Below are 19,268 nucleotides of genomic sequence, written 5' to 3'. Positions count from 1 at the left end.
TAAGGCATAAAGACCCGGAAAACTGAGTCATAGAGCAGAAGAATATAAATAGTTAAATAATGTTCATTTTGGTTTTTTTTTAAACGAAATTATTAACCCTCCGAAATTTCTTCAACTAATCATGACGTTATTTTCTATTTCACCTCTAAATCACCTCGCTTACCTGGGGCGGGCTTTCCTGTCCCTGCGTAAATATTACCAAACCGCCTCCGCTCTGGCTTGACAAGGTTTTAAAACCATCCGTAAACTCCTTTAAGTGGGAATTTGTGGAGGAAAGTGGTGAATAAGGTCAAAGGGGAGTAGAGCGCCATGTTTCGTGGCGCGACGATGGTTAATCTCGACAGCAAAGGGCGACTTGCCGTACCCACCCGATACCGGGATTTGCTAAGCGAGGAATCGCAAGGTCAAATGGTTTGCACCATAGATCTCCATCACCCGTGCCTCCTCCTTTACACCCTTCCCGAATGGGAAATTATCGAACGAAAATTGTCCCGTCTGTCGAGTATGAACCCTGTGGAGCGCCGTATACAGCGCCTGCTTCTGGGACATGCCAGTGAATGTCAGATGGATAACGCCGGGCGTCTGTTGATTGCGAACACACTGCGTCAGCACGCCGGGCTCGCAAAAGAAGTGATGCTGGTTGGGCAGTTCAACAAGTTTGAACTGTGGGATGAACAGACCTGGTATCAACAAGTTAAGGAAGACATAGACGCTGAACAATCGTCTCAGGAACCCCTTTCTGATCGATTACAGGACTTGTCATTATAAGCATGGTTGAAAACTACAAACACACTTCCGTTTTGCTGGATGAAGCCGTTAACGGCCTGAACATCCGCCAGGACGGCATTTACATAGACGGAACTTTTGGTCGCGGTGGCCACTCACGTCTGATTTTGTCACAGCTTGGGCCTGAAGGCCGTCTGCTGGCGATTGACCGCGATCCGCAAGCGATCAAAGCCGCAGAGTCTATTGATGATGCCCGTTTCTCTATTATCCACGGACCTTTTTCCGATCTCGCTGATTACGTCCGCGATCGGGGTCTGGAAGGAAAGATCGACGGCGTGCTGTTGGATTTAGGCGTTTCTTCTCCGCAACTGGATGATGCTGAGCGCGGATTCTCCTTTATGCGCGACGGACCTCTGGATATGCGCATGGATCCTACACGAGGTTATTCAGCGGCTGAATGGCTGATGAAAGCGGAAGAAGAAGACATTATTTGGGTTCTGAAAACGTTTGGTGAAGAGCGTTTTGCGAAACGCATCGCGCGCGCGATTGTCGAGCGTAACCGTGAATTGCCGATGACGCGAACCAAAGAGCTGGCTGATTTAATTGCGAATGCCTCGCCGTTTCGCGAGAAGCACAAGCATCCCGCGACGCGCAGCTTCCAGGCGATTCGTATCTACATCAACAGTGAACTGGAAGAAATCGAACGTGCGCTTGATGGCGCGCTGGAGATTCTTGCCCCGGCCGGACGGCTGTCGGTAATCAGCTTCCACTCACTGGAAGACCGCATCGTGAAGCGCTTTATTCGTCAGCACAGTCGCGGTGCACAGGTACCGGCCGGTATTCCAATGACGGAAGCGCAGATAGCCGAGCTTGGCGGGCGTTCATTAAAGTCAGTGGGAAAAATGATGCCCTCAGATGCGGAAGTGTCAGAAAACCCGCGTGCCCGCAGTTCTGTACTGCGTTTTGCTGAGAGAACGGCATCGTGATCGGCAACGAACGCCACGGTTTAGTGGGGGTCATTGCCAGCGACATTTTGCGCAATGGCAAGATCCCGATGATTTTGCTGATCGCTGTTTTAGTCAGCGCAATTTTCGTGGTCACCACCGCTCACCGTACGCGTTTACTGACGGCACAGCGGGAACAGTTAGTGCTGGAAAGGGATGCGCTGGACATTGAGTGGCGCAACCTGATCCTTGAAGAGAATGCCCTCGGCGATCACAGCCGGGTAGAACGCATCGCAACGGAGAAATTGCAGATGCAGCACGTTGATCCATCTCAAGAAACTATTGTGGTTCAGCCTTAAAATGCGCACGGAGAATACAGGCAGCTAATGAAAGCAACACGCACCGCGAAGTTAAAGCGTCCAGAAGATCAAGCCAGCTTTATAAGCTGGCGTTTTGCGTTGTTGTGCGCCTGTATTTTGCTGGCATTACTGGGGCTGATGTTGCGGGTAGCTTATCTGCAGGTGATTAACCCGGACAAGCTGGTCAAAGAAGGGGACTTACGCTCCCTGCGCGTTCAAACCATTCCGACCTCCCGTGGGATGATTACCGATCGCTCAGGCCGCCCTCTTGCGGTCAGCGTGCCGGTCAATGCTATCTGGGCTGATCCGAAAGAAATCATCGACCGGGGCGGCATCACGGTTGATACCAAATGGAAAGCGCTGGCTGACGCGCTGAATATGCCGCTCGACCAACTTTCTGCCCGTATCAATGCCAACCCTAAAGGCCGCTTCGTCTATCTCGCCCGCCAGATAAACCCTTCTGTCGGCGAATATATTCACAAACTCAAACTTCCGGGGATTTCCCTGCGCCAGGAGTCACGTCGTTACTATCCGGCAGGTCAGGTCACCTCGCACGTCATTGGTGTCACTAACATTGATGGTGAAGGTATCGAGGGTGTTGAGAAAAGTTTTGACCGCTGGCTGACGGGAAAACCGGGCGAGCGCACCATCCGTAAAGACCGTTTCGGTCGCGTTATCGAAGACATTTCCTCAGTGGATAGCCAGGCAGCGCACAATCTGGCGCTCAGCATCGATGAACGTCTTCAGGCGCTGGTTTATCGCGAGCTGAACAACGCGGTAGCCTTCAACAAAGCCGAATCAGGCACTGCCGTGCTGGTGGATGTGCAAACCGGTGAAGTGCTGGCGATGGCGAACAGCCCGTCCTACAACCCAAACAACATGCCGAATACGCCGAAAGACGTGATGCGTAACCGGGCGATCACCGACATCTTCGAGCCAGGTTCCACGGTAAAACCTATGGTGGTGATGACGGCGTTGAAAAATGGTGTCGTGCGTGAGAACAGCGTGCTGAACACCTTGCCGTACCGGATTAATGGTCATGAGATTAAAGATGTGGCCCGTTACGCGGAGCTTTCCGTCACGGGTATCTTGCAGAAGTCGAGTAACGTCGGTGTTTCACGACTGGCGTTATCGATGCCGTCCGCAGAGCTGGTAGACACTTACTCGCGATTCGGATTGGGAAAACCGACCAATTTGGGGCTGGTTGGAGAAAGCAGTGGCTTATACCCTAAAAAACAACGGTGGTCTGACATAGAGAGGGCCACCTTCTCTTTCGGCTACGGGCTAATGGTGACACCTCTCCAGCTGGCGCGAGTCTACGCAACGATTGGCAGCATGGGCATTTATCGTCCGCTGTCCATAACCCGGGTTGATCCCCCGGTATCCGGTGAACGCATTTTCCCTGAGCCTGTTGTGCGCAGCGTCGTTCACATGATGGAAAGCGTCGCGCTGCCTGGCGGCGGTGGCGTGAAGGCCGCGATCAAGGGTTACCGCATTGCGATTAAAACCGGTACCGCGAAGAAAGTCGGTCCCGATGGGAAATACGTGAACAAATACATTGCCTACACCGCAGGCGTTGCACCGGCAAGCAATCCAAGATTTGCACTGGTGGTTGTTATCAACGATCCGCAGGCAGGGAAGTATTACGGTGGGGCCGTTTCCGCACCGGTGTTTGGCGCCATCATGGGCGGCGTATTGCGCACCATGAACGTTGAACCGGATGCGCTGACTGCCGATGAAAATGCAGACATAGTGAATAATCAAAAAGAGGCTTCAGGTGGCAGATCGTAATTTGCGCGACCTATTAGCGCCCTGGGTGAGTGATGCCCCGGCAGTAGCGCTAAAAGAGATGATTTTAGACAGCCGCGTGGTGGCTGCCGGAGATCTGTTTGTCGCGATTTCAGGCCATACCAGTGATGGGCGTCGTTTTATTCCCCAGGCAATTGCCCAGGGCGTCGCTGCCGTCGTGGCCGAAGCAAAGGGTGAGCAAGAGCACGGAACGGTCTGCCAGATGCATGGTGTACCGGTAATTTATCTCGAGAATCTGAATGTCCTGCTTTCTGAACTGGCCGGGCGTTTTTATCATCAACCAGGCAATGCTTTGCGCCTGATTGGCGTTACCGGCACCAACGGCAAAACCACGACCACGCAGTTGCTGGCGCAGTGGGGCCAGTTGCTGGGCGAAACCAGTGCTGTCATGGGCACCGTCGGAAATGGTTTGCTGGACAAAGTGGTTCCGGCAGAAAATACCACCGGCTCTGCCGTGCAGGTTCAGCACATTCTGGCTGACCTGGTGATACAGGGTGCAACCTTTGCCGCAATGGAAGTCTCTTCCCACGGACTGGTTCAGCACCGTGTCGCCGCACTGCCGTTTGCGGCAGCCGCATTTACCAACCTGAGCCGCGATCATCTTGATTACCACGGTGACATGCAAAGTTACGAAGCTGCCAAATGGCAGCTCTTCTCGACGCATCAGGTCGGCCAAAAAATTATTAATGCTGACGATGACGTCGGGTTGCGCTGGCTGGCTAAAACCCCTGACGCTATTGCCGTCACCATGGAAGATAAAATTCCGGCAGGCTGGAAAGGCCGCTGGCTGGCGGCGCGCAGCGTGAATTATCACGACAACGGTGCCACCGTAAACATCGATTCAAGCTGGGGCGAAGGGCTGCTGGAAAGCCGTCTGATGGGCGCTTTCAACGTCAGCAATCTGCTGGTGGCGCTGGCGACTCTGCTGTCTCAGGATTACCCGCTGGCACAACTGCTGGCAGTGAGCTCGCAATTACAACCGGTCTGCGGTCGCATGGAAGTCTTCAATGCGCCGGGCAAACCGACAGCAGTCGTGGATTATGCCCACACGCCGGACGCGCTGGAAAAAGCGCTGGCGGCAGCCCGCTTGCATTGCCGTGGCACGCTGTGGTGTGTGTTTGGCTGCGGCGGTGACCGTGATAAAGGCAAGCGCCCACTGATGGGCGGCATTGCAGAACAATACGCTGACCGCGTAATCGTGACTGACGATAACCCGCGCAGCGAAGAGCCTCGCGCTATTGTCGCAGACATCCTTGCCGGGCTGCTCGATGGCGGGCGTGCTCAGGAAATTCATGGCCGCGCAGAAGCGGTGACCAGCGCGATTATGCAGGCAACGGAAAATGACGTTGTGCTGATTGCGGGTAAAGGTCATGAGGATTATCAGCTTGTCGGTAATCAGCGTCTTGATTACTCCGATCGTGTCACCGTTGCCCGTTTACTGGGGGTGATCGCATGATCCGCGTTTCCCTGCAAACGTTGGCGGCGGCACTCAATGCTGAACTTATCGGCAACGATACCCAAATTGACAGCGTCACAACCGATACCCGTCAGGTCACGCCGGGCTGTTTGTTCATTGCCCTGAAAGGCGAGAAGTATGATGCTCATGACTTTGCTGAAGAGGCTGTCAAGGCCGGTTCAGGGGCGTTGCTGGTAAGTAAGCGCTTACCGGTGGACGTCCCGCAGTTAGTGGTGGCTGACACCCGCATCGCGCTGGGACAACTCGGTGGCTGGGTGCGTCAGCAGGTTCCTGCACGCGTGGTTGGCCTTACGGGTTCTTCCGGCAAAACCTCGGTGAAAGAGATGACCGCCGCGATTTTGCGTGAGTGCGGCAATGTGCTGTATACCGCAGGCAACTTCAATAATGACATCGGGGTGCCGCTGACCTTATTACGTCTGACCGCAGAACACGATTTTGCTGTTATCGAAATGGGCGCAAATCATGCGGGTGAAATCGCCTACACCACTGCGCTGGCGCGTCCTGAAACGGCGCTGATAAACAACCTCTCTGCCGCACATCTGGAAGGTTTCGGTTCACTGGCCGGGGTTGCCCAGGCGAAAGGCGAGATTTTCGAAGGGTTGCCGGACGACGGCATCGCTGTGATCAACGCAGATAATAATGACTGGGCAAACTGGCAGCACAAGCTTACCGGTAAAAAGGTCTGGCGTTTCTCTGCGACCCAGCGTGCTGACATCGACTTCAGCGCCTCGGATGTCAGACTCAGCCCGCTGAATACCGCATTCACCTTACATTCCCCTCAGGGCAGCATTGATGTCTCGCTGCCTGTTCCTGGGCGTCACAATATCGCTAACGCGCTGGCCGCTGCGGCGCTGGCACTCTCAGTCGGTGCCTCGCTGGATAACGTACGCGCAGGGCTTGCGACGCTGCAATCAGTGAAAGGGCGCTTGTTCCCGATTGTGCTGAGCGAAGGGAAAACTCTTCTTGATGACAGCTACAACGCCAACGTCGGTTCCATGACCGCTGCCGCGCAGGTTTTGGCCGAGATGCCTGGCTACCGCGTAATGGCAGTGGGCGATATGGCAGAGCTGGGTGCGGAAAGCGAAAGTTGCCATCGTCAGGTTGGCGAAGCCATCCGCGACGCAGGTATCGACAAAGTATTCAGTATTGGCCATGACAGCCGCATCATCAGTGATCTCAGTGGCTGTGGTGAGCATGTAGAGGATAAGGCAGCCCTGATGGCCCGTTTAACGAGCTTACTGTCTGAACATGCGGTAATTACCGTTTTGATTAAAGGTTCACGTAGTGCCGCAATGGAGCAGGTAGTACGCGCGTTACAGGAGAATGCAACATGTTAGTTTGGCTGGCCGAACACTTGGTCAAATATTATTCCGGCTTCAACGTCTTTTCCTACCTGACGTTTCGCGCCATTGTCAGCCTGCTGACTGCACTTTTCCTGTCATTGTGGATTGGTCCACGGATGATCGCCCGTCTGCAAAAAATGTCATTTGGTCAGGTTGTTCGCAACGACGGCCCGGAATCACATTTCAGTAAACGCGGTACGCCAACGATGGGCGGCCTGATGATTTTGGCCTCTATCACTATTTCAGTGCTGATGTGGGCATATCCGTCGAACCCGTATGTCTGGTGCGTGCTGTTTGTTCTTATTGGCTACGGTGTTGTCGGTTTCATCGATGATTACCGGAAAGTCGTGCGTAAAGACACCAAAGGGCTGATAGCCCGCTGGAAATACTTCTGGCAGTCCGTCATCGCGCTGGCCGCGGCATTTACCATGTACGCCATCGGCAAAGACACGCCCGCGACTGAATTGGTTGTACCGTTCTTTAAAGACGTCATGCCACAGCTTGGTCTGCTGTACATCCTGCTGAGCTATTTCGTGATCGTGGGCACCAGTAACGCGGTAAACCTGACGGACGGTCTGGACGGTCTGGCGATTATGCCTACGGTATTTGTCGCAGCAGGTTTTGCGCTGGTCGCATGGGCGACGGGTAACATGAATTTTGCCAGTTACCTGCATATTCCCTATCTGCGTCATGCGGGGGAACTGGTGATCGTGTGTACCGCCATTGTCGGTGCAGGACTTGGATTCCTGTGGTTTAACACCTATCCGGCACAAGTGTTCATGGGCGATGTCGGCTCTCTGGCTCTGGGCGGCGCGCTGGGTACCATCGCCGTTCTGCTACGCCAGGAATTCTTACTGGTGATTATGGGCGGTGTGTTCGTCGTCGAAACACTGTCGGTTATCCTGCAAGTCGGGTCCTTTAAGTTACGTGGGCAGCGTATTTTCCGTATGGCGCCTATTCATCATCACTACGAACTTAAAGGCTGGCCGGAACCGCGTGTCATCGTACGCTTCTGGATTATTTCGCTGATGCTGGTGTTGATCGGCCTCGCTACGCTGAAGGTGCGGTAATTATGGCTGACTATCAGGGTAAAAAAGTTGTCATTATCGGGCTGGGGCTGACCGGCCTCTCCTGTGTTGATTTCTTTGTGGCACGTGGCGTTACGCCGCGTGTTATTGATACCCGCGTCAGCCCGTCAGGACTGGACAAACTTGCAGATAACATTGAGCGCCATCTCGGTTCGCTCAATGAAGAGTGGCTGCTGGACGCTGATTTGATCGTCGCAAGCCCGGGCATTGCCCTGGCGTCGCCAGCACTGAGCGCCGCCGCAGAAGCCGGTGTGGAAATCGTTGGTGATATCGAACTGTTCTGCCGGGAAACCGATACGCCGATTGTGGCGATCACCGGTTCAAACGGTAAAAGCACAGTGACCATGATGGTGGGTGAAATGGCGAAAGCCGCCGGATGGCGCGTCGGCGTGGGGGGCAATATCGGCTTGCCAGCGCTGACTATGCTGGATCACGAATACGATCTGTTCGTGCTTGAGCTGTCGAGCTTCCAGCTGGAAACCACGGAAAGTTTACATGCTGCTGCGGCCACGATCCTGAATGTGTCCGAAGATCATATGGATCGTTATCCGTTTGGCTTGCAGCAGTATCGGGCTGCAAAACTGAAAGTCTATGAAAACGCCGCGCTGTGCGTCGTCAATGCAGACGATGCGCTGACCATGCCGGTGCGGGGCGCAGATAAACGTTGCGTGAGCTTTGGTGTGGATGTCGGTGATTACCACCTGACCCGTCAGCAGGATGACATCTGGCTGCGTGTGCGTGGCGAGAAAGTTCTTAATACCCATGAGATGCCGCTGACTGGCCGTCACAATTATACTAATGCGCTGGCTGCGCTGGCGCTGGCAGATGCTGTCGGCGTGCCACATGCCTCCAGCCTGAAAGCACTGACCACGTTTACCGGTCTGGCTCACCGTTTCCAGATTGCCTGGCAACATAACGGCGTGCGCTGGATAAATGATTCTAAAGCGACCAACGTCGGCAGCACCGAAGCGGCGCTGAATGGCCTGCAGGTTGAGGGGACGTTGCACCTGCTGTTAGGTGGTGATGGCAAATCGGCTGATTTCTCTCCGTTGACCCGTTATTTGCAGGGCGACAATCTGCGCGTTTACTGCTTTGGCCGTGACGGTGCAGAGCTGGCTGATTTACGGCCCGATGTCTCTTCATTGTTTGACACCCTGGAGCTGGCGATGCGTGACATCAGCACGCGTGTGGTTTCCGGCGATATGGTGCTGCTTTCTCCGGCCTGTGCGAGCCTCGATCAGTTCCGCAGTTTTGAACAACGGGGTGATGTCTTCACCGCGCTGGCGAAGGAGCTTGGCTGATGCGGATCCGTATGCCGGGGCTGGGTCTCGTCAGAAAGTTTAACGACTGGGTGATGGGCGCCAAAGAAAATGACGCCGTGACGCTGGTGCTGTATGACCGGACTCTGCTGTGGCTGACCTTTGGTCTGGCGATTGTCGGTTTCGTGATGGTGACCTCGGCATCGATGCCCATTGGACAGCGTCTGGCCGATGACCCGTTCCTGTTTGCCAAACGTGATGCGATTTACCTCGCACTGGCATTTGGGATGTCGCTGGTCACGCTGCGCGTACCCATGGCGGTCTGGCAGAAATACAGCAACGTGCTGCTTTTGCTCTCAGTGGTCATGCTGCTGGTGGTGTTGGTGGTGGGGAGTTCCGTCAACGGGGCATCGCGCTGGATCTCCTTTGGTCCGCTGCGTATTCAGCCTGCTGAGTTTTCCAAGCTATCACTGTTCTGCTATCTCGCCAGCTATCTGGTGCGCAAGGTCGATGAGGTGCGCAGCAATTTCTGGGGATTTTGTAAGCCGATGGGTGTGATGGTTGTGCTGGCCGTGTTGCTGCTGGCTCAGCCTGACCTCGGTACGGTGGTTGTACTGTTTATCACCACGCTGGCGATGCTGTTTCTGGCAGGGGCAAAAATGTGGCAGTTTTTGGCCATCATCGGCTCCGGAGCCTTTGCGGTTGTGCTGCTGATTATCGCCGAACCTTACCGTATGCGCCGCGTGACATCCTTCTGGAATCCGTGGGCCGATCCGTTTGGCAGTGGCTACCAGTTAACCCAGTCACTGATGGCGTTTGGCCGTGGTGAATTCTGGGGGCAAGGCCTCGGTAACTCGGTGCAAAAACTGGAGTATTTACCGGAAGCGCATACCGATTTTATCTTCTCCATTTTAGGCGAAGAACTGGGGTATTTCGGTGTGGTTTTAGCCCTGTTGATGGTATTCTTCGTCGCTTTTCGCGCGATGTCCATTGGACGCCGTGCTTTGGAGCTTGATCAGCGATTTTCCGGCTTTTTGGCCTGCTCAATCGGCGTGTGGTTTAGTTTCCAGGCGCTGGTAAATGTTGGGGCCGCAGCGGGAATGTTGCCGACCAAAGGTTTGACCCTGCCGCTCATCAGTTACGGTGGTTCGAGCCTGATCATTATGTCGACGGCAATCGTGTTATTGCTGCGAGTGGATTTTGAAACGCGGCTGGCTAAAGCCCAGGCGTTTGTAAGGAGTGCCCGATGAGTGGCAATACCCGGCGGTTAATGGTGATGGCAGGCGGTACCGGTGGGCATGTTTTCCCGGGGCTGGCTGTGGCACATCATCTGATGGAGCAAGGCTGGGAAGTTCGCTGGCTGGGAACCGAAGATCGTATGGAAGCAGATCTGGTTCCTAAACACGGTATTGGGATTGATTTTATTAAAATCTCAGGATTACGTGGGAAAGGTCTGAAAGCGCAACTCACAGCCCCAATTCGCATATATCATGCGTGGCGCCAGGCAAAAGTCATCATGAAACGTTTCCAGCCGGATGTGGTGCTTGGCATGGGCGGATACGTTTCTGGTCCCGGCGGATTAGCCGCCTGGTCGCTGGGGATCCCGGTGGTGCTACACGAACAAAACGGTATTGCGGGCATGACCAACAAAGGTTTGTCGCACATTGCCAAAAAAGTATTGCAGGCATTTCCCGGCGCATTTCCTCATGCAGACGTGGTCGGGAATCCGGTGCGTACCGACGTACTGGCGCTGGAGTTGCCAGAAACCCGACTGGCCGGGCGTGAAGGGCCGATTCGCGTTTTAGTCATTGGCGGAAGTCAGGGCGCGCGAGTGCTTAATCAGAGCATGCCGGAATTGGCGGCGCTGATGGGTGACAAAATTACGCTGTGGCATCAGGTCGGTAAAGGTGCGCTGGAGTCAGTGAACCAGGCTTATGAAAAAGTCGGCCAGACTCAGCATAAAGTCACTGAATTTATTGATGACATGGCAGAAGCATACGCATGGGCGGATGTGGTGGTGTGTCGTTCCGGTGCCTTAACGGTCAGCGAAATTGCTGCGGGGGGTTTACCGGCGATATTTATCCCCTTCCAGCACAAAGATCGTCAGCAGTACTGGAATGCGCTGCCACTGGAGAAAGCCGGTGCAGCAAAGATTATCGAGCAGAAAGATTTTAGTGCTGCCGCAGTGGCCGATCTGATGGCCGGATGGGACAGAACCCATCTTATGGAAATGGCACGCGCTGCACGCGCAGCGGCCATCCCTGATGCGACAGAACGCGTGGCTGCCGAAGTGGTTGCCGCCAGTAAAAAATGAAATTGAACGGGCCATGCATTGCGTGGTCCCAGCCGTAAGAAACGGATTAATCAGTAACCTGAAATAGTGAATAAAAACGTGAATACACAACAATTGGCGAAACTGCGTACCTTCGTGCCCGAGATGCATCGTGTCCGGCACATTCACTTTGTTGGCATCGGTGGTGCCGGCATGGGTGGTATCGCCGAAGTGTTGGCCAATGAAGGCTATCAGATCAGCGGTTCTGACCTGGCACCGAATGCGGTGACGCAGCAACTGACTGCGCTGGGTGCGACGATTTATTTCAATCACCGCCCGGAGAATGTGCTCGATGCCAGCGTAGTGGTGGTTTCTACGGCGATCTCATCCGATAACCCGGAGATTGTCGCCGCCCGCGAAGCGCGGATCCCGGTGATCCGTCGTGCAGAAATGCTCGCCGAGCTGATGCGTTTTCGTCACGGTATCGCCGTGGCAGGTACGCACGGTAAAACTACGACGACAGCGATGGTGACCAGTATTTATGCCGAGGCCGGACTGGATCCGACCTTTGTAAACGGTGGTTTAGTGAAAGCGGCAGGCACGCATGCGCGTTTAGGCTCAAGCCGCTTCCTGATTGCAGAAGCCGACGAAAGCGATGCGTCGTTCCTGCACCTGCAACCGATGGTGGCGATTGTTACCAATATCGAAGCAGACCACATGGACACGTATCAGGGTGATTTTGAAAACCTGAAACAGACTTTTGTGAATTTCCTGCACAACCTGCCGTTCTACGGCCGTGCGGTGATGTGTATCGATGATCCGGTGATCCGTGAGCTGATCCCCCGTGTTGGCCGTCATATCACTACCTACGGCTTCAGCGAAGATGCAGATGTGATGATCGAAAGTTATCGTCAGGAAGGCGCGCAGGGGCACTTTACGTTGCGCCGTCATGATCTGCCGCAGATTACGGTGACGCTGAATGCACCGGGCCGTCACAACGCCCTTAATGCTGCCGCCGCTGTTGCGGTAGCAACCGATGAAGGCATCAGCGACGACGCCATACTGCGCGCGCTGGAAGGTTTTCAGGGCACCGGACGTCGTTTCGATTTCCTCGGCGAATTCGCGCTGGAAAATGTGAACGGTAAATCCGGCAGCGCCATGCTGGTTGATGACTACGGTCACCATCCGACAGAAGTGGACGCGACGGTCAAAGCCGCACGCGCGGGCTGGGCGAATAAACGCCTGGTCATGATTTTCCAGCCGCACCGGTACACGCGTACCCGTGATTTGTACGATGATTTTGCCAACGTGCTGTCTCAGGTTGATGTGCTGATTATGCTTGATGTTTACCCGGCTGGCGAAGCGCCGATCCCGGGTGCTGACAGCCGCTCGCTGTGCCGTACCATTCGCGCGCGTGGCAAGCTGGATCCCATTCTGGTGTCTGACATTGACGCTGTGCCTGAAAGCCTGGCGCAGATCCTCGAAGGGGACGATTTAGTTCTGGTTCAGGGCGCTGGGACCATTGGCAGAGTGGCCCGCAAATTGGCTGACCAAAAATTGCAGCCAGTGAAAAAAGGTGAAGAACATCATGTCTGAGAAAGTAGCAGTCTTATTTGGTGGTACTTCCGCAGAACGCGATGTGTCATTGCAGTCCGGCGCTGCGGTGCTGGCTGGCTTACGTGAATCCGGTGTGGATGCCCACGGCATCGACACCAAAACCTTTAATGTTGCACTGCTCAAAGAAGAAGGTTTCAGCAAAGTCTTTATCGCGCTACACGGTCGCGGGGGTGAAGACGGCACATTGCAGGGGCTGCTGGAGCAAATTGGTTTGCCTTATACCGGCAGCGGCGTGATGGCATCCGCACTCACCATGGATAAATTCCGCACCAAACTGGTGTGGCAGGCACTGGGTTTACCGGTTGCTCCGTTCGTGGCACTGCATCGCTCACAAATTGAAGCGGCAGGGCAGGGCGCGTTGGCGGCAAAAATCGCTGAATTAGGCCTGCCGGTGATCGTCAAACCCAGCCGTGAAGGCTCCAGCGTGGGTATGAGCAAAGTGACGACTGAAAATGAGTTGTTACCTGCCTTGCAGGAAGGCTTCCGCCATGACGATAACGTATTGATCGAAAAATGGCTGAGTGGCCCTGAATACACCGTGGCTATCGTGGGCGAGCAAATTATGCCTTCGATCCGTATTCAGCCTGCCGGTACCTTTTATGACTATCAGGCGAAGTATCTGTCTGATGAAACACAGTATTTTTGTCCAAGCGGTTTAAGCCAGGATCAGGAACAGCAATTGTCTGCACTGGCATTGCAGGCTTATCAGGCGCTCGATTGCAGCGGCTGGGGGCGTGTTGATGTGATGCAAGACAGCGATGGCAGTTTTAATCTGCTGGAAGTGAATACCTCACCGGGCATGACCAGTCATAGCCTGGTGCCGATGGCCGCGAAACAATTCGGGCTGAGCTTCCCGCAATTAGTTTTCCGTATTCTGGAACTGGCTGACTGATATGTCTCAAGCCGCCCTGAATACCCGAGAGCGAGAGACGGCCGAGAGCAATAATGGCGGCCGTCGCAGTAACGGCGGTCAGCTGGCAGGGATCGTATTCCTGCTGCTGGTTGCAGGCACTATTTTGTGGAGCGCGTGGGCAGTTGTGGTCTGGATGCAGGACGCAAACCGACTGCCGCTGTCTCAGCTGGTGGTGACTGGCGAGCGTCATTACACCACTAACGACGATATTCGTCAGGCGATCTTGTCCTTAGGGGCGCCGGGCACGTTTATGACGCAGGATGTGAATGTCATCCAACAGCAGATTGAGCGATTGCCGTGGATTAAACAGGTCAGCGTCCGTAAGCAATGGCCGAATGAACTGAAGATTCACCTGGTGGAGTATGTGCCGGTCGCACACTGGAATGATTTGCACATGGTTGATGCTGACGGCAAGTCATTCAGCATACCTGCTGAACGTGTCGTCAATCAAAAAATGCCGTTGCTCTACGGTCCGGAAGGCAGTGAACAGGATGTTTTGCAAGGCTATCAAACGATGAGTCAGGCGCTGGCCGCCGGCAAGTTCACGTTGAAAGCCGTGGCAATGAGTGCACGCCACTCGTGGCAGTTAACCCTGGATAATGATATCCGGCTGGAATTGGGGAGAGATGACCGGATGGGGCGTTTACAGCGTTTTATCCAACTTTATCCGCGTTTCCAGCAACAGGCTGACGCCGACAAAAAGCGCATCACTTATGTCGATTTACGTTATGACAGCGGTGCATCAGTGGGTTGGGCGCCAGAGTTTATTGACCAGCAAAACAGTAATCAGCAACAGAATCAGGCACAGGCTAAACAACAATGATCAAGTCGACGGACAGAAAACTGGTAGTTGGGCTGGAAATCGGTACTGCAAAAGTCGCCGCATTGGTGGGAGAAGTTCTGCCCGATGGCATGGTCAACATTATCGGTGTGGGCAGTTGCCCATCCCGGGGCATGGATAAAGGTGGCGTTAACGATCTGGAATCGGTGGTGAAATGCGTGCAGCGTGCCATCGATCAGGCCGAATTGATGGCTGATTGCCAGATTTCCTCTGTTTACCTTGCTTTGTCTGGTAAACATATCAGTTGTCAGAATGAAATAGGGATGGTTCCTATTTCAGAAGAGGAAGTGACGCAGGAAGATGTAGAGAACGTTGTGCATACCGCTAAGTCGGTACGCGTACGTGATGAGCATCGGGTATTGCACGTCATTCCTCAGGAATATGCCATCGATTATCAGGAAGGCATTAAAAATCCGGTCGGATTATCTGGCGTGCGTATGCAGGCTAAAGTCCACCTGATCACCTGCCATAACGATATGGCGAAGAACATTGTCAAAGCGGTTGAACGGTGCGGCCTGAAAGTTGATCAGCTCATTTTTGCCGGTCTGGCCTCCAGTTATGCCGTTCTGACCGAAGATGAACGCGAATTAGGTGTCTGTGTCGTCGATATTGGTGGCGGAACCATGGATATCGCTGTTTATACCGGTGGCGCACTGCGTCATACTAAGGTAATCCCTTATGCAGGGAATGTGGTCACCAGTGATATCGCTTACGCGTTCGGCACACCACCTACCGATGCCGAAGCGATCAAAGTTCGCCACGGTTGTGCATTAGGGGCGATTGTCGGCAAAGACGAAAATGTCGAAGTGCCGAGCGTAGGCGGACGTCCGCCACGCAGTCTGCAACGTCAGACACTGGCTGAAGTTATCGAGCCTCGTTATACAGAATTGCTGAATCTTGTGAACGACGAAATTTTGCAATTGCAGGAGCAGTTACGTCAGCAGGGCGTAAAACATCATCTGGCCGCAGGTATAGTTTTGACAGGCGGCGCAGCACAAATTGATGGTCTGGCAGCTTGTGCGCAGCGGGTATTCCATACCCAGGTGCGTATCGGGCAACCTCTGAACATCACCGGGCTGACAGATTATGCGCAGGAACCTTACTACTCAACTGCTGTAGGGCTGCTGCACTACGGGAAGGAGTCTCACCTCAGCGGTGAGGCAGAAGTGGAAAAACGCGCCTCAGTGGGCAACTGGTTCAAACGAATCAATAGCTGGCTGAGAAAAGAGTTTTAATGTTTTAACAACGGGATCATGCTTTTAAGTATTTCGATCCCGACGCGACAGGCACAAAACGGAGAGAAACTATGTTTGAACCTATGGAACTGACCAACGATGCGGTGATTAAAGTCATCGGCGTCGGCGGTGGCGGCGGTAACGCTGTCGAACACATGGTGCGTGAGCGCATCGAAGGTGTTGAATTCTTTGCCGTTAATACCGACGCTCAGGCGTTGCGCAAAACGGCAGTAGGCCAGACGATTCAGATCGGTAGCGGTATTACCAAAGGTCTGGGTGCTGGTGCGAACCCGGAAGTGGGTCGCAATTCTGCTGAAGAAGATCGTGAAGCCCTGCGAGCTGCGCTCGAAGGCGCTGACATGGTCTTTATCGCAGCGGGCATGGGCGGCGGTACCGGTACCGGTGCAGCGCCAGTGGTTGCTGAAGTAGCAAAAGATTTAGGTATTCTGACCGTTGCTGTCGTGACTAAGCCATTCAACTTTGAAGGCAAAAAACGCATGGCATTCGCGGAGCAGGGTATCGCTGAACTGTCCAAACACGTGGACTCCCTGATCACAATCCCGAACGACAAGCTGTTGAAAGTTCTGGGTCGCGGTATTTCTTTGCTGGACGCCTTCGGTGCGGCCAACGACGTGCTGAAAGGCGCGGTGCAGGGTATTGCTGAGTTGATCACCCGTCCGGGTCTGATGAACGTCGACTTCGCCGATGTGCGCACCGTTATGTCCGAAATGGGTTATGCCATGATGGGCTCCGGTGTGGCATGTGGTGAAGACCGTGCTGAAGAAGCGGCTGAAATGGCGATTTCCAGCCCGTTGCTGGAAGATATCGACCTGTCAGGCGCGCGCGGTGTTCTGGTCAACATTACTGCGGGCTTCGATTTGCGTTTGGATGAATTCGAAACGGTGGGTAACACCATCCGTGCTTTCGCCTCTGACAACGCCACCGTGGTTATCGGGACTTCTCTTGACCCGGAAATGAATGACGAACTGCGCGTAACAGTAGTGGCAACGGGTATCGGCATGGACAAACGTCCTGAGATCACCTTGGTGACCAACAAGCCAGCCAGCCAGCCTGTTATGGATCATCGCTACCAGCAGCACGGGATGTCTCCGTTGCCGCAGGAAACGAAGCCAGCTGCCAAAGTGGTCAACGATCAAAGCGCGCAATCTAATAAAGAGCCCGACTATCTGGACATCCCAGCCTTCCTGCGTAAGCAGGCAGACTAGTCTGAATTGTAGGATCTCCGCTCTTTGTGCTAAACTGTCCCGCCAACCTTAATGTACTATTCAAAGGTTGGCAGGATAGATGGATAACATTGCGAGATAAAAACGATGATCAAACAACGTACATTAAAACGTATCGTTCAGGCGACGGGCGTCGGTTTACATACCGGCAAGAAAGTCACCCTGACTCTGCGTCCTGCACCGGCCAATACCGGGGTCATCTATCGTCGCACTGACTTGAATCCACCGGTCGATTTCCCGGCAGATGCCAAATCCGTGCGTGATACCATGCTCTGTACTTGCCTGGTCAATGAGCATGACGTACGTATTTCTACGGTAGAGCACCTTAATGCGGCCCTCGCAGGTTTAGGCATTGATAACATCGTTATCGAAGTCGACGCACCTGAAGTGCCAATTATGGACGGTAGTGCTGCACCTTTCGTCTATCTGTTGATGGATGCAGGGATTGAAGAGCTGAACTGCGCGAAGAAATTCCTGCGCATCAAGCAGACTGTGCGTGTTGAAGACGGTGACAAGTGGGCAGAGTTCAAACCATTCAATGGTTTCTCTCTGGATTTCACTATCGACTTCAATCACCCGGCGATTGATTCCAGCTCACAGCGCTACAAAATGAACTTCTCTGCAGAAGCATTTGTTCGCCAAATCAGCCGTGCGCGCACATTTGGTTTTATGCGTGATATCGAGTACCTGCAGTCACGTGGTTTGTGCCTGGGTGGCAGCTTTGATTGTGCGATTGTTGTAGATGATTACCGCGTACTTAACGAAGATGGTCTGCGTTTTGAAGATGAATTCGTTCGTCACAAAATGCTTGATGCTATCGGCGACCTGTTCATGTGCGGCCATAACATTATTGGTGCGTTTACCGCATTCAAATCTGGTCACGCTCTGAACAACAAGTTACTGCAAGCGGTATTGGCGCAGCAGGAAGCCTGGGAACTCGTTACATTCCAGGATGAAGCTGAAGTGCCATTGGCTTTTAAAGCCCCTTCTACCGTATTGGCATAATCGGTACAGATATTACTGTTTTACTTATTACGACTGGTTGTTCTGGCACTCTCTCCGGCCAGGTCAGCCAGTCGTTCTAATGCCTTCCTCAGTTTTTCCGGGCTTCGGCTCGCCAGTCCTCTCAATTCATTAGCACTCTGCGAACTCAAATGCCGTACCGGCATAGACTCTGCTGCGATCGTTTTATTTTTCTGAGCAATTTGCGAAGCATTTTCCATTTTAGCCATCAACGAGGGATTAATCCTGATGTCGATTGATGACAATGATGGTAGAATTTGCGCTCGAAGTGCAGAGAGTAATGCGGGTTGTTCATAGCGTAATCGCATCATCCAACTGGCATTAGCAATTTCCAGCACTAAAACTCCCTGTCGATAATTACCGACACGACACCATGGTTGCATGGGTGACGGTAAAAGCCCCTTCACTGCGCGGTTTAGTTTTAATAAAGCCGCAGCGCGCTGCTGAACAATTCGCAGCGGGCTTTGTTCCGTTGAAGAGGCGTCATCGAACAGGATATCTAATAATTGTGGGCGACTATCGCGCATGATGGGCTCCGGCGGATTGTAAACGTGTGATTGGTATTCTAAATCGTTGGCGACAATTTGGCAGAAGGTATTTTTGGCCGCATCTCCTCCTGGGGATGGTCGCGGCTAGCCTTGGCGTGTCGACGAATCTCTCACAAACTGAACTGGTTGCCGTTCCTAATACGTCTTCAAGTCTAAACCGTCTCAACATCGGCAGTACAGGGCTGAGTAATCTGGCATTACTCCAGGCGCATCGCCGCCCGTCTTTCGGTGTCGATTACTGGCAGCAGCATGCACTACGTACCGTTATTCGTCATCTTTCTTTTGCTCTGGCACCCCAGGTTGTTTATACCGCTGCACCGGAAGTCATTGCTAAAGACGCAGAGCCGCTGCATGTCCAGCAACTCGCTTTACTGGTCACCCTGAATGCCTTACTGACACATGAATCCAAACCTCCGGTTATCATTCGTCATACGCAACAGCCTTTCCTCTCTCATGCTTCATCGCATCAAACCGGCCTGTGGTTAGCACAGGTGCAAGGCATTCGTGCCGGCCCGGCCTCTCTGATTTAACAGACTGTAATTGTAAACTCTATCTATAAATCAATAAATT

At 53.6% G+C, this 19,268-nt stretch carries 18 protein-coding genes; 17 read left to right on the top strand and 1 reads right to left on the bottom strand.

Annotated elements, in window-relative coordinates; genetic code table 11:
• Positions 1-309: 309 nt before the first annotated feature.
• The 16 genes from mraZ (at position 310) to lpxC (ending at position 18,132) form a co-directional block, all read left to right on the top strand.
• Complete coding sequence (gene mraZ / locus ED901_RS00475) at positions 310-768, top strand: division/cell wall cluster transcriptional repressor MraZ (RefSeq protein WP_056776931.1); 459 nt, start codon at positions 310-312, stop codon at positions 766-768.
• Positions 769-770: 2 nt separating this feature from the next.
• On the top strand, positions 771-1,712 hold the full coding sequence (rsmH, locus tag ED901_RS00470) for a 16S rRNA (cytosine(1402)-N(4))-methyltransferase RsmH (RefSeq protein WP_056776935.1): 942 nt from the start codon (positions 771-773) through the stop codon (positions 1,710-1,712).
• On the top strand, positions 1,709-2,029 hold the full coding sequence (ftsL, locus tag ED901_RS00465) for a cell division protein FtsL (protein ID WP_056776937.1): 321 nt from the start codon (positions 1,709-1,711) through the stop codon (positions 2,027-2,029). Before rsmH ends, ftsL begins: the two co-directional genes overlap by 4 nt.
• Before the next feature lie 27 nt (positions 2,030-2,056).
• Complete coding sequence (locus ED901_RS00460; RefSeq protein WP_056776939.1) at positions 2,057-3,820, top strand: peptidoglycan glycosyltransferase FtsI; 1,764 nt, start codon at positions 2,057-2,059, stop codon at positions 3,818-3,820.
• The gene (gene murE, locus ED901_RS00455; protein WP_122094183.1) at positions 3,807-5,294 is read left to right on the top strand and encodes a UDP-N-acetylmuramoyl-L-alanyl-D-glutamate--2,6-diaminopimelate ligase; all 1,488 of its coding nucleotides are present in this window, start codon (positions 3,807-3,809) and stop codon (positions 5,292-5,294) included. Before ED901_RS00460 ends, murE begins: the two co-directional genes overlap by 14 nt.
• On the top strand, positions 5,291-6,652 hold the full coding sequence (gene murF, locus ED901_RS00450; protein ID WP_122094181.1) for a UDP-N-acetylmuramoyl-tripeptide--D-alanyl-D-alanine ligase: 1,362 nt from the start codon (positions 5,291-5,293) through the stop codon (positions 6,650-6,652). The genes murE and murF overlap by 4 nt, the downstream gene beginning before the upstream one ends.
• Positions 6,646-7,728 carry a phospho-N-acetylmuramoyl-pentapeptide-transferase gene (mraY, locus tag ED901_RS00445; protein ID WP_056776950.1) on the top strand — a complete coding sequence of 361 codons (1,083 nt, stop codon included), beginning with the start codon at positions 6,646-6,648 and terminating at the stop codon, positions 7,726-7,728. The genes murF and mraY overlap by 7 nt, the downstream gene beginning before the upstream one ends.
• 2 nt (positions 7,729-7,730) lie before the next feature.
• Positions 7,731-9,047: a UDP-N-acetylmuramoyl-L-alanine--D-glutamate ligase gene (gene murD, locus ED901_RS00440; protein ID WP_056776953.1), complete on the top strand. Its 1,317-nt coding sequence runs from the start codon at positions 7,731-7,733 to the stop codon at positions 9,045-9,047.
• Positions 9,048-9,052: 5 nt separating this feature from the next.
• Positions 9,053-10,255, top strand: coding sequence for a cell division protein FtsW (ftsW, locus tag ED901_RS00435; RefSeq protein ID WP_122094590.1), 1,203 nt, complete (start codon positions 9,053-9,055; stop codon positions 10,253-10,255).
• On the top strand, positions 10,252-11,319 hold the full coding sequence (murG, locus tag ED901_RS00430; RefSeq protein WP_122094179.1) for an undecaprenyldiphospho-muramoylpentapeptide beta-N-acetylglucosaminyltransferase: 1,068 nt from the start codon (positions 10,252-10,254) through the stop codon (positions 11,317-11,319). Before ftsW ends, murG begins: the two co-directional genes overlap by 4 nt.
• Before the next feature lie 78 nt (positions 11,320-11,397).
• Positions 11,398-12,873, top strand: coding sequence for a UDP-N-acetylmuramate--L-alanine ligase (gene murC / locus ED901_RS00425; protein ID WP_056777225.1), 1,476 nt, complete (start codon positions 11,398-11,400; stop codon positions 12,871-12,873).
• A complete protein-coding gene (locus ED901_RS00420) occupies positions 12,866-13,786 on the top strand; it encodes a D-alanine--D-alanine ligase (protein ID WP_122094177.1) in 921 nt (306 codons plus the stop codon). The genes murC and ED901_RS00420 overlap by 8 nt, the downstream gene beginning before the upstream one ends.
• A gap of 1 nt (position 13,787) precedes the next feature.
• Positions 13,788-14,630 (top strand): cell division protein FtsQ, encoded by an 843-nt coding sequence (ftsQ, locus tag ED901_RS00415; protein WP_056776967.1) that lies wholly within the window; start codon positions 13,788-13,790, stop codon positions 14,628-14,630.
• Positions 14,627-15,883 carry a cell division protein FtsA gene (gene ftsA / locus ED901_RS00410; RefSeq protein WP_056776972.1) on the top strand — a complete coding sequence of 419 codons (1,257 nt, stop codon included), beginning with the start codon at positions 14,627-14,629 and terminating at the stop codon, positions 15,881-15,883. Before ftsQ ends, ftsA begins: the two co-directional genes overlap by 4 nt.
• A 71-nt stretch (positions 15,884-15,954) precedes the next feature.
• Positions 15,955-17,109, top strand: coding sequence for a cell division protein FtsZ (gene ftsZ / locus ED901_RS00405; RefSeq protein ID WP_013577005.1), 1,155 nt, complete (start codon positions 15,955-15,957; stop codon positions 17,107-17,109).
• 105 nt (positions 17,110-17,214) lie between these two features.
• Positions 17,215-18,132 carry a UDP-3-O-acyl-N-acetylglucosamine deacetylase gene (gene lpxC, locus ED901_RS00400; RefSeq protein ID WP_056776976.1) on the top strand — a complete coding sequence of 306 codons (918 nt, stop codon included), beginning with the start codon at positions 17,215-17,217 and terminating at the stop codon, positions 18,130-18,132.
• A 20-nt stretch (positions 18,133-18,152) separates the two neighbouring features.
• Here lpxC and ED901_RS00395 read toward each other — a convergent pair whose 3' ends face one another.
• A complete protein-coding gene (locus tag ED901_RS00395) occupies positions 18,153-18,677 on the bottom strand; it encodes a DUF721 domain-containing protein (RefSeq protein ID WP_056776980.1) in 525 nt (174 codons plus the stop codon).
• 26 nt (positions 18,678-18,703) lie between these two features.
• On the opposite strand from ED901_RS00395, the gene secM reads away from it, so the two are divergent.
• Complete coding sequence (secM, locus tag ED901_RS00390; RefSeq protein ID WP_122094175.1) at positions 18,704-19,228, top strand: secA translation cis-regulator SecM; 525 nt, start codon at positions 18,704-18,706, stop codon at positions 19,226-19,228.
• Positions 19,229-19,268: the final 40 nt, after the last annotated feature.

The sequence above is a fragment of the Rahnella sp. Larv3_ips genome, from assembly GCF_003697865.1.
In the GTDB taxonomy this organism is placed as follows: Bacteria; Pseudomonadota; Gammaproteobacteria; order Enterobacterales; family Enterobacteriaceae; genus Rahnella; species Rahnella rivi.
The sequence above is the reverse complement of the archived record's forward strand: the minus strand, read 5'-3'. Positions and strand labels throughout refer to the sequence as shown.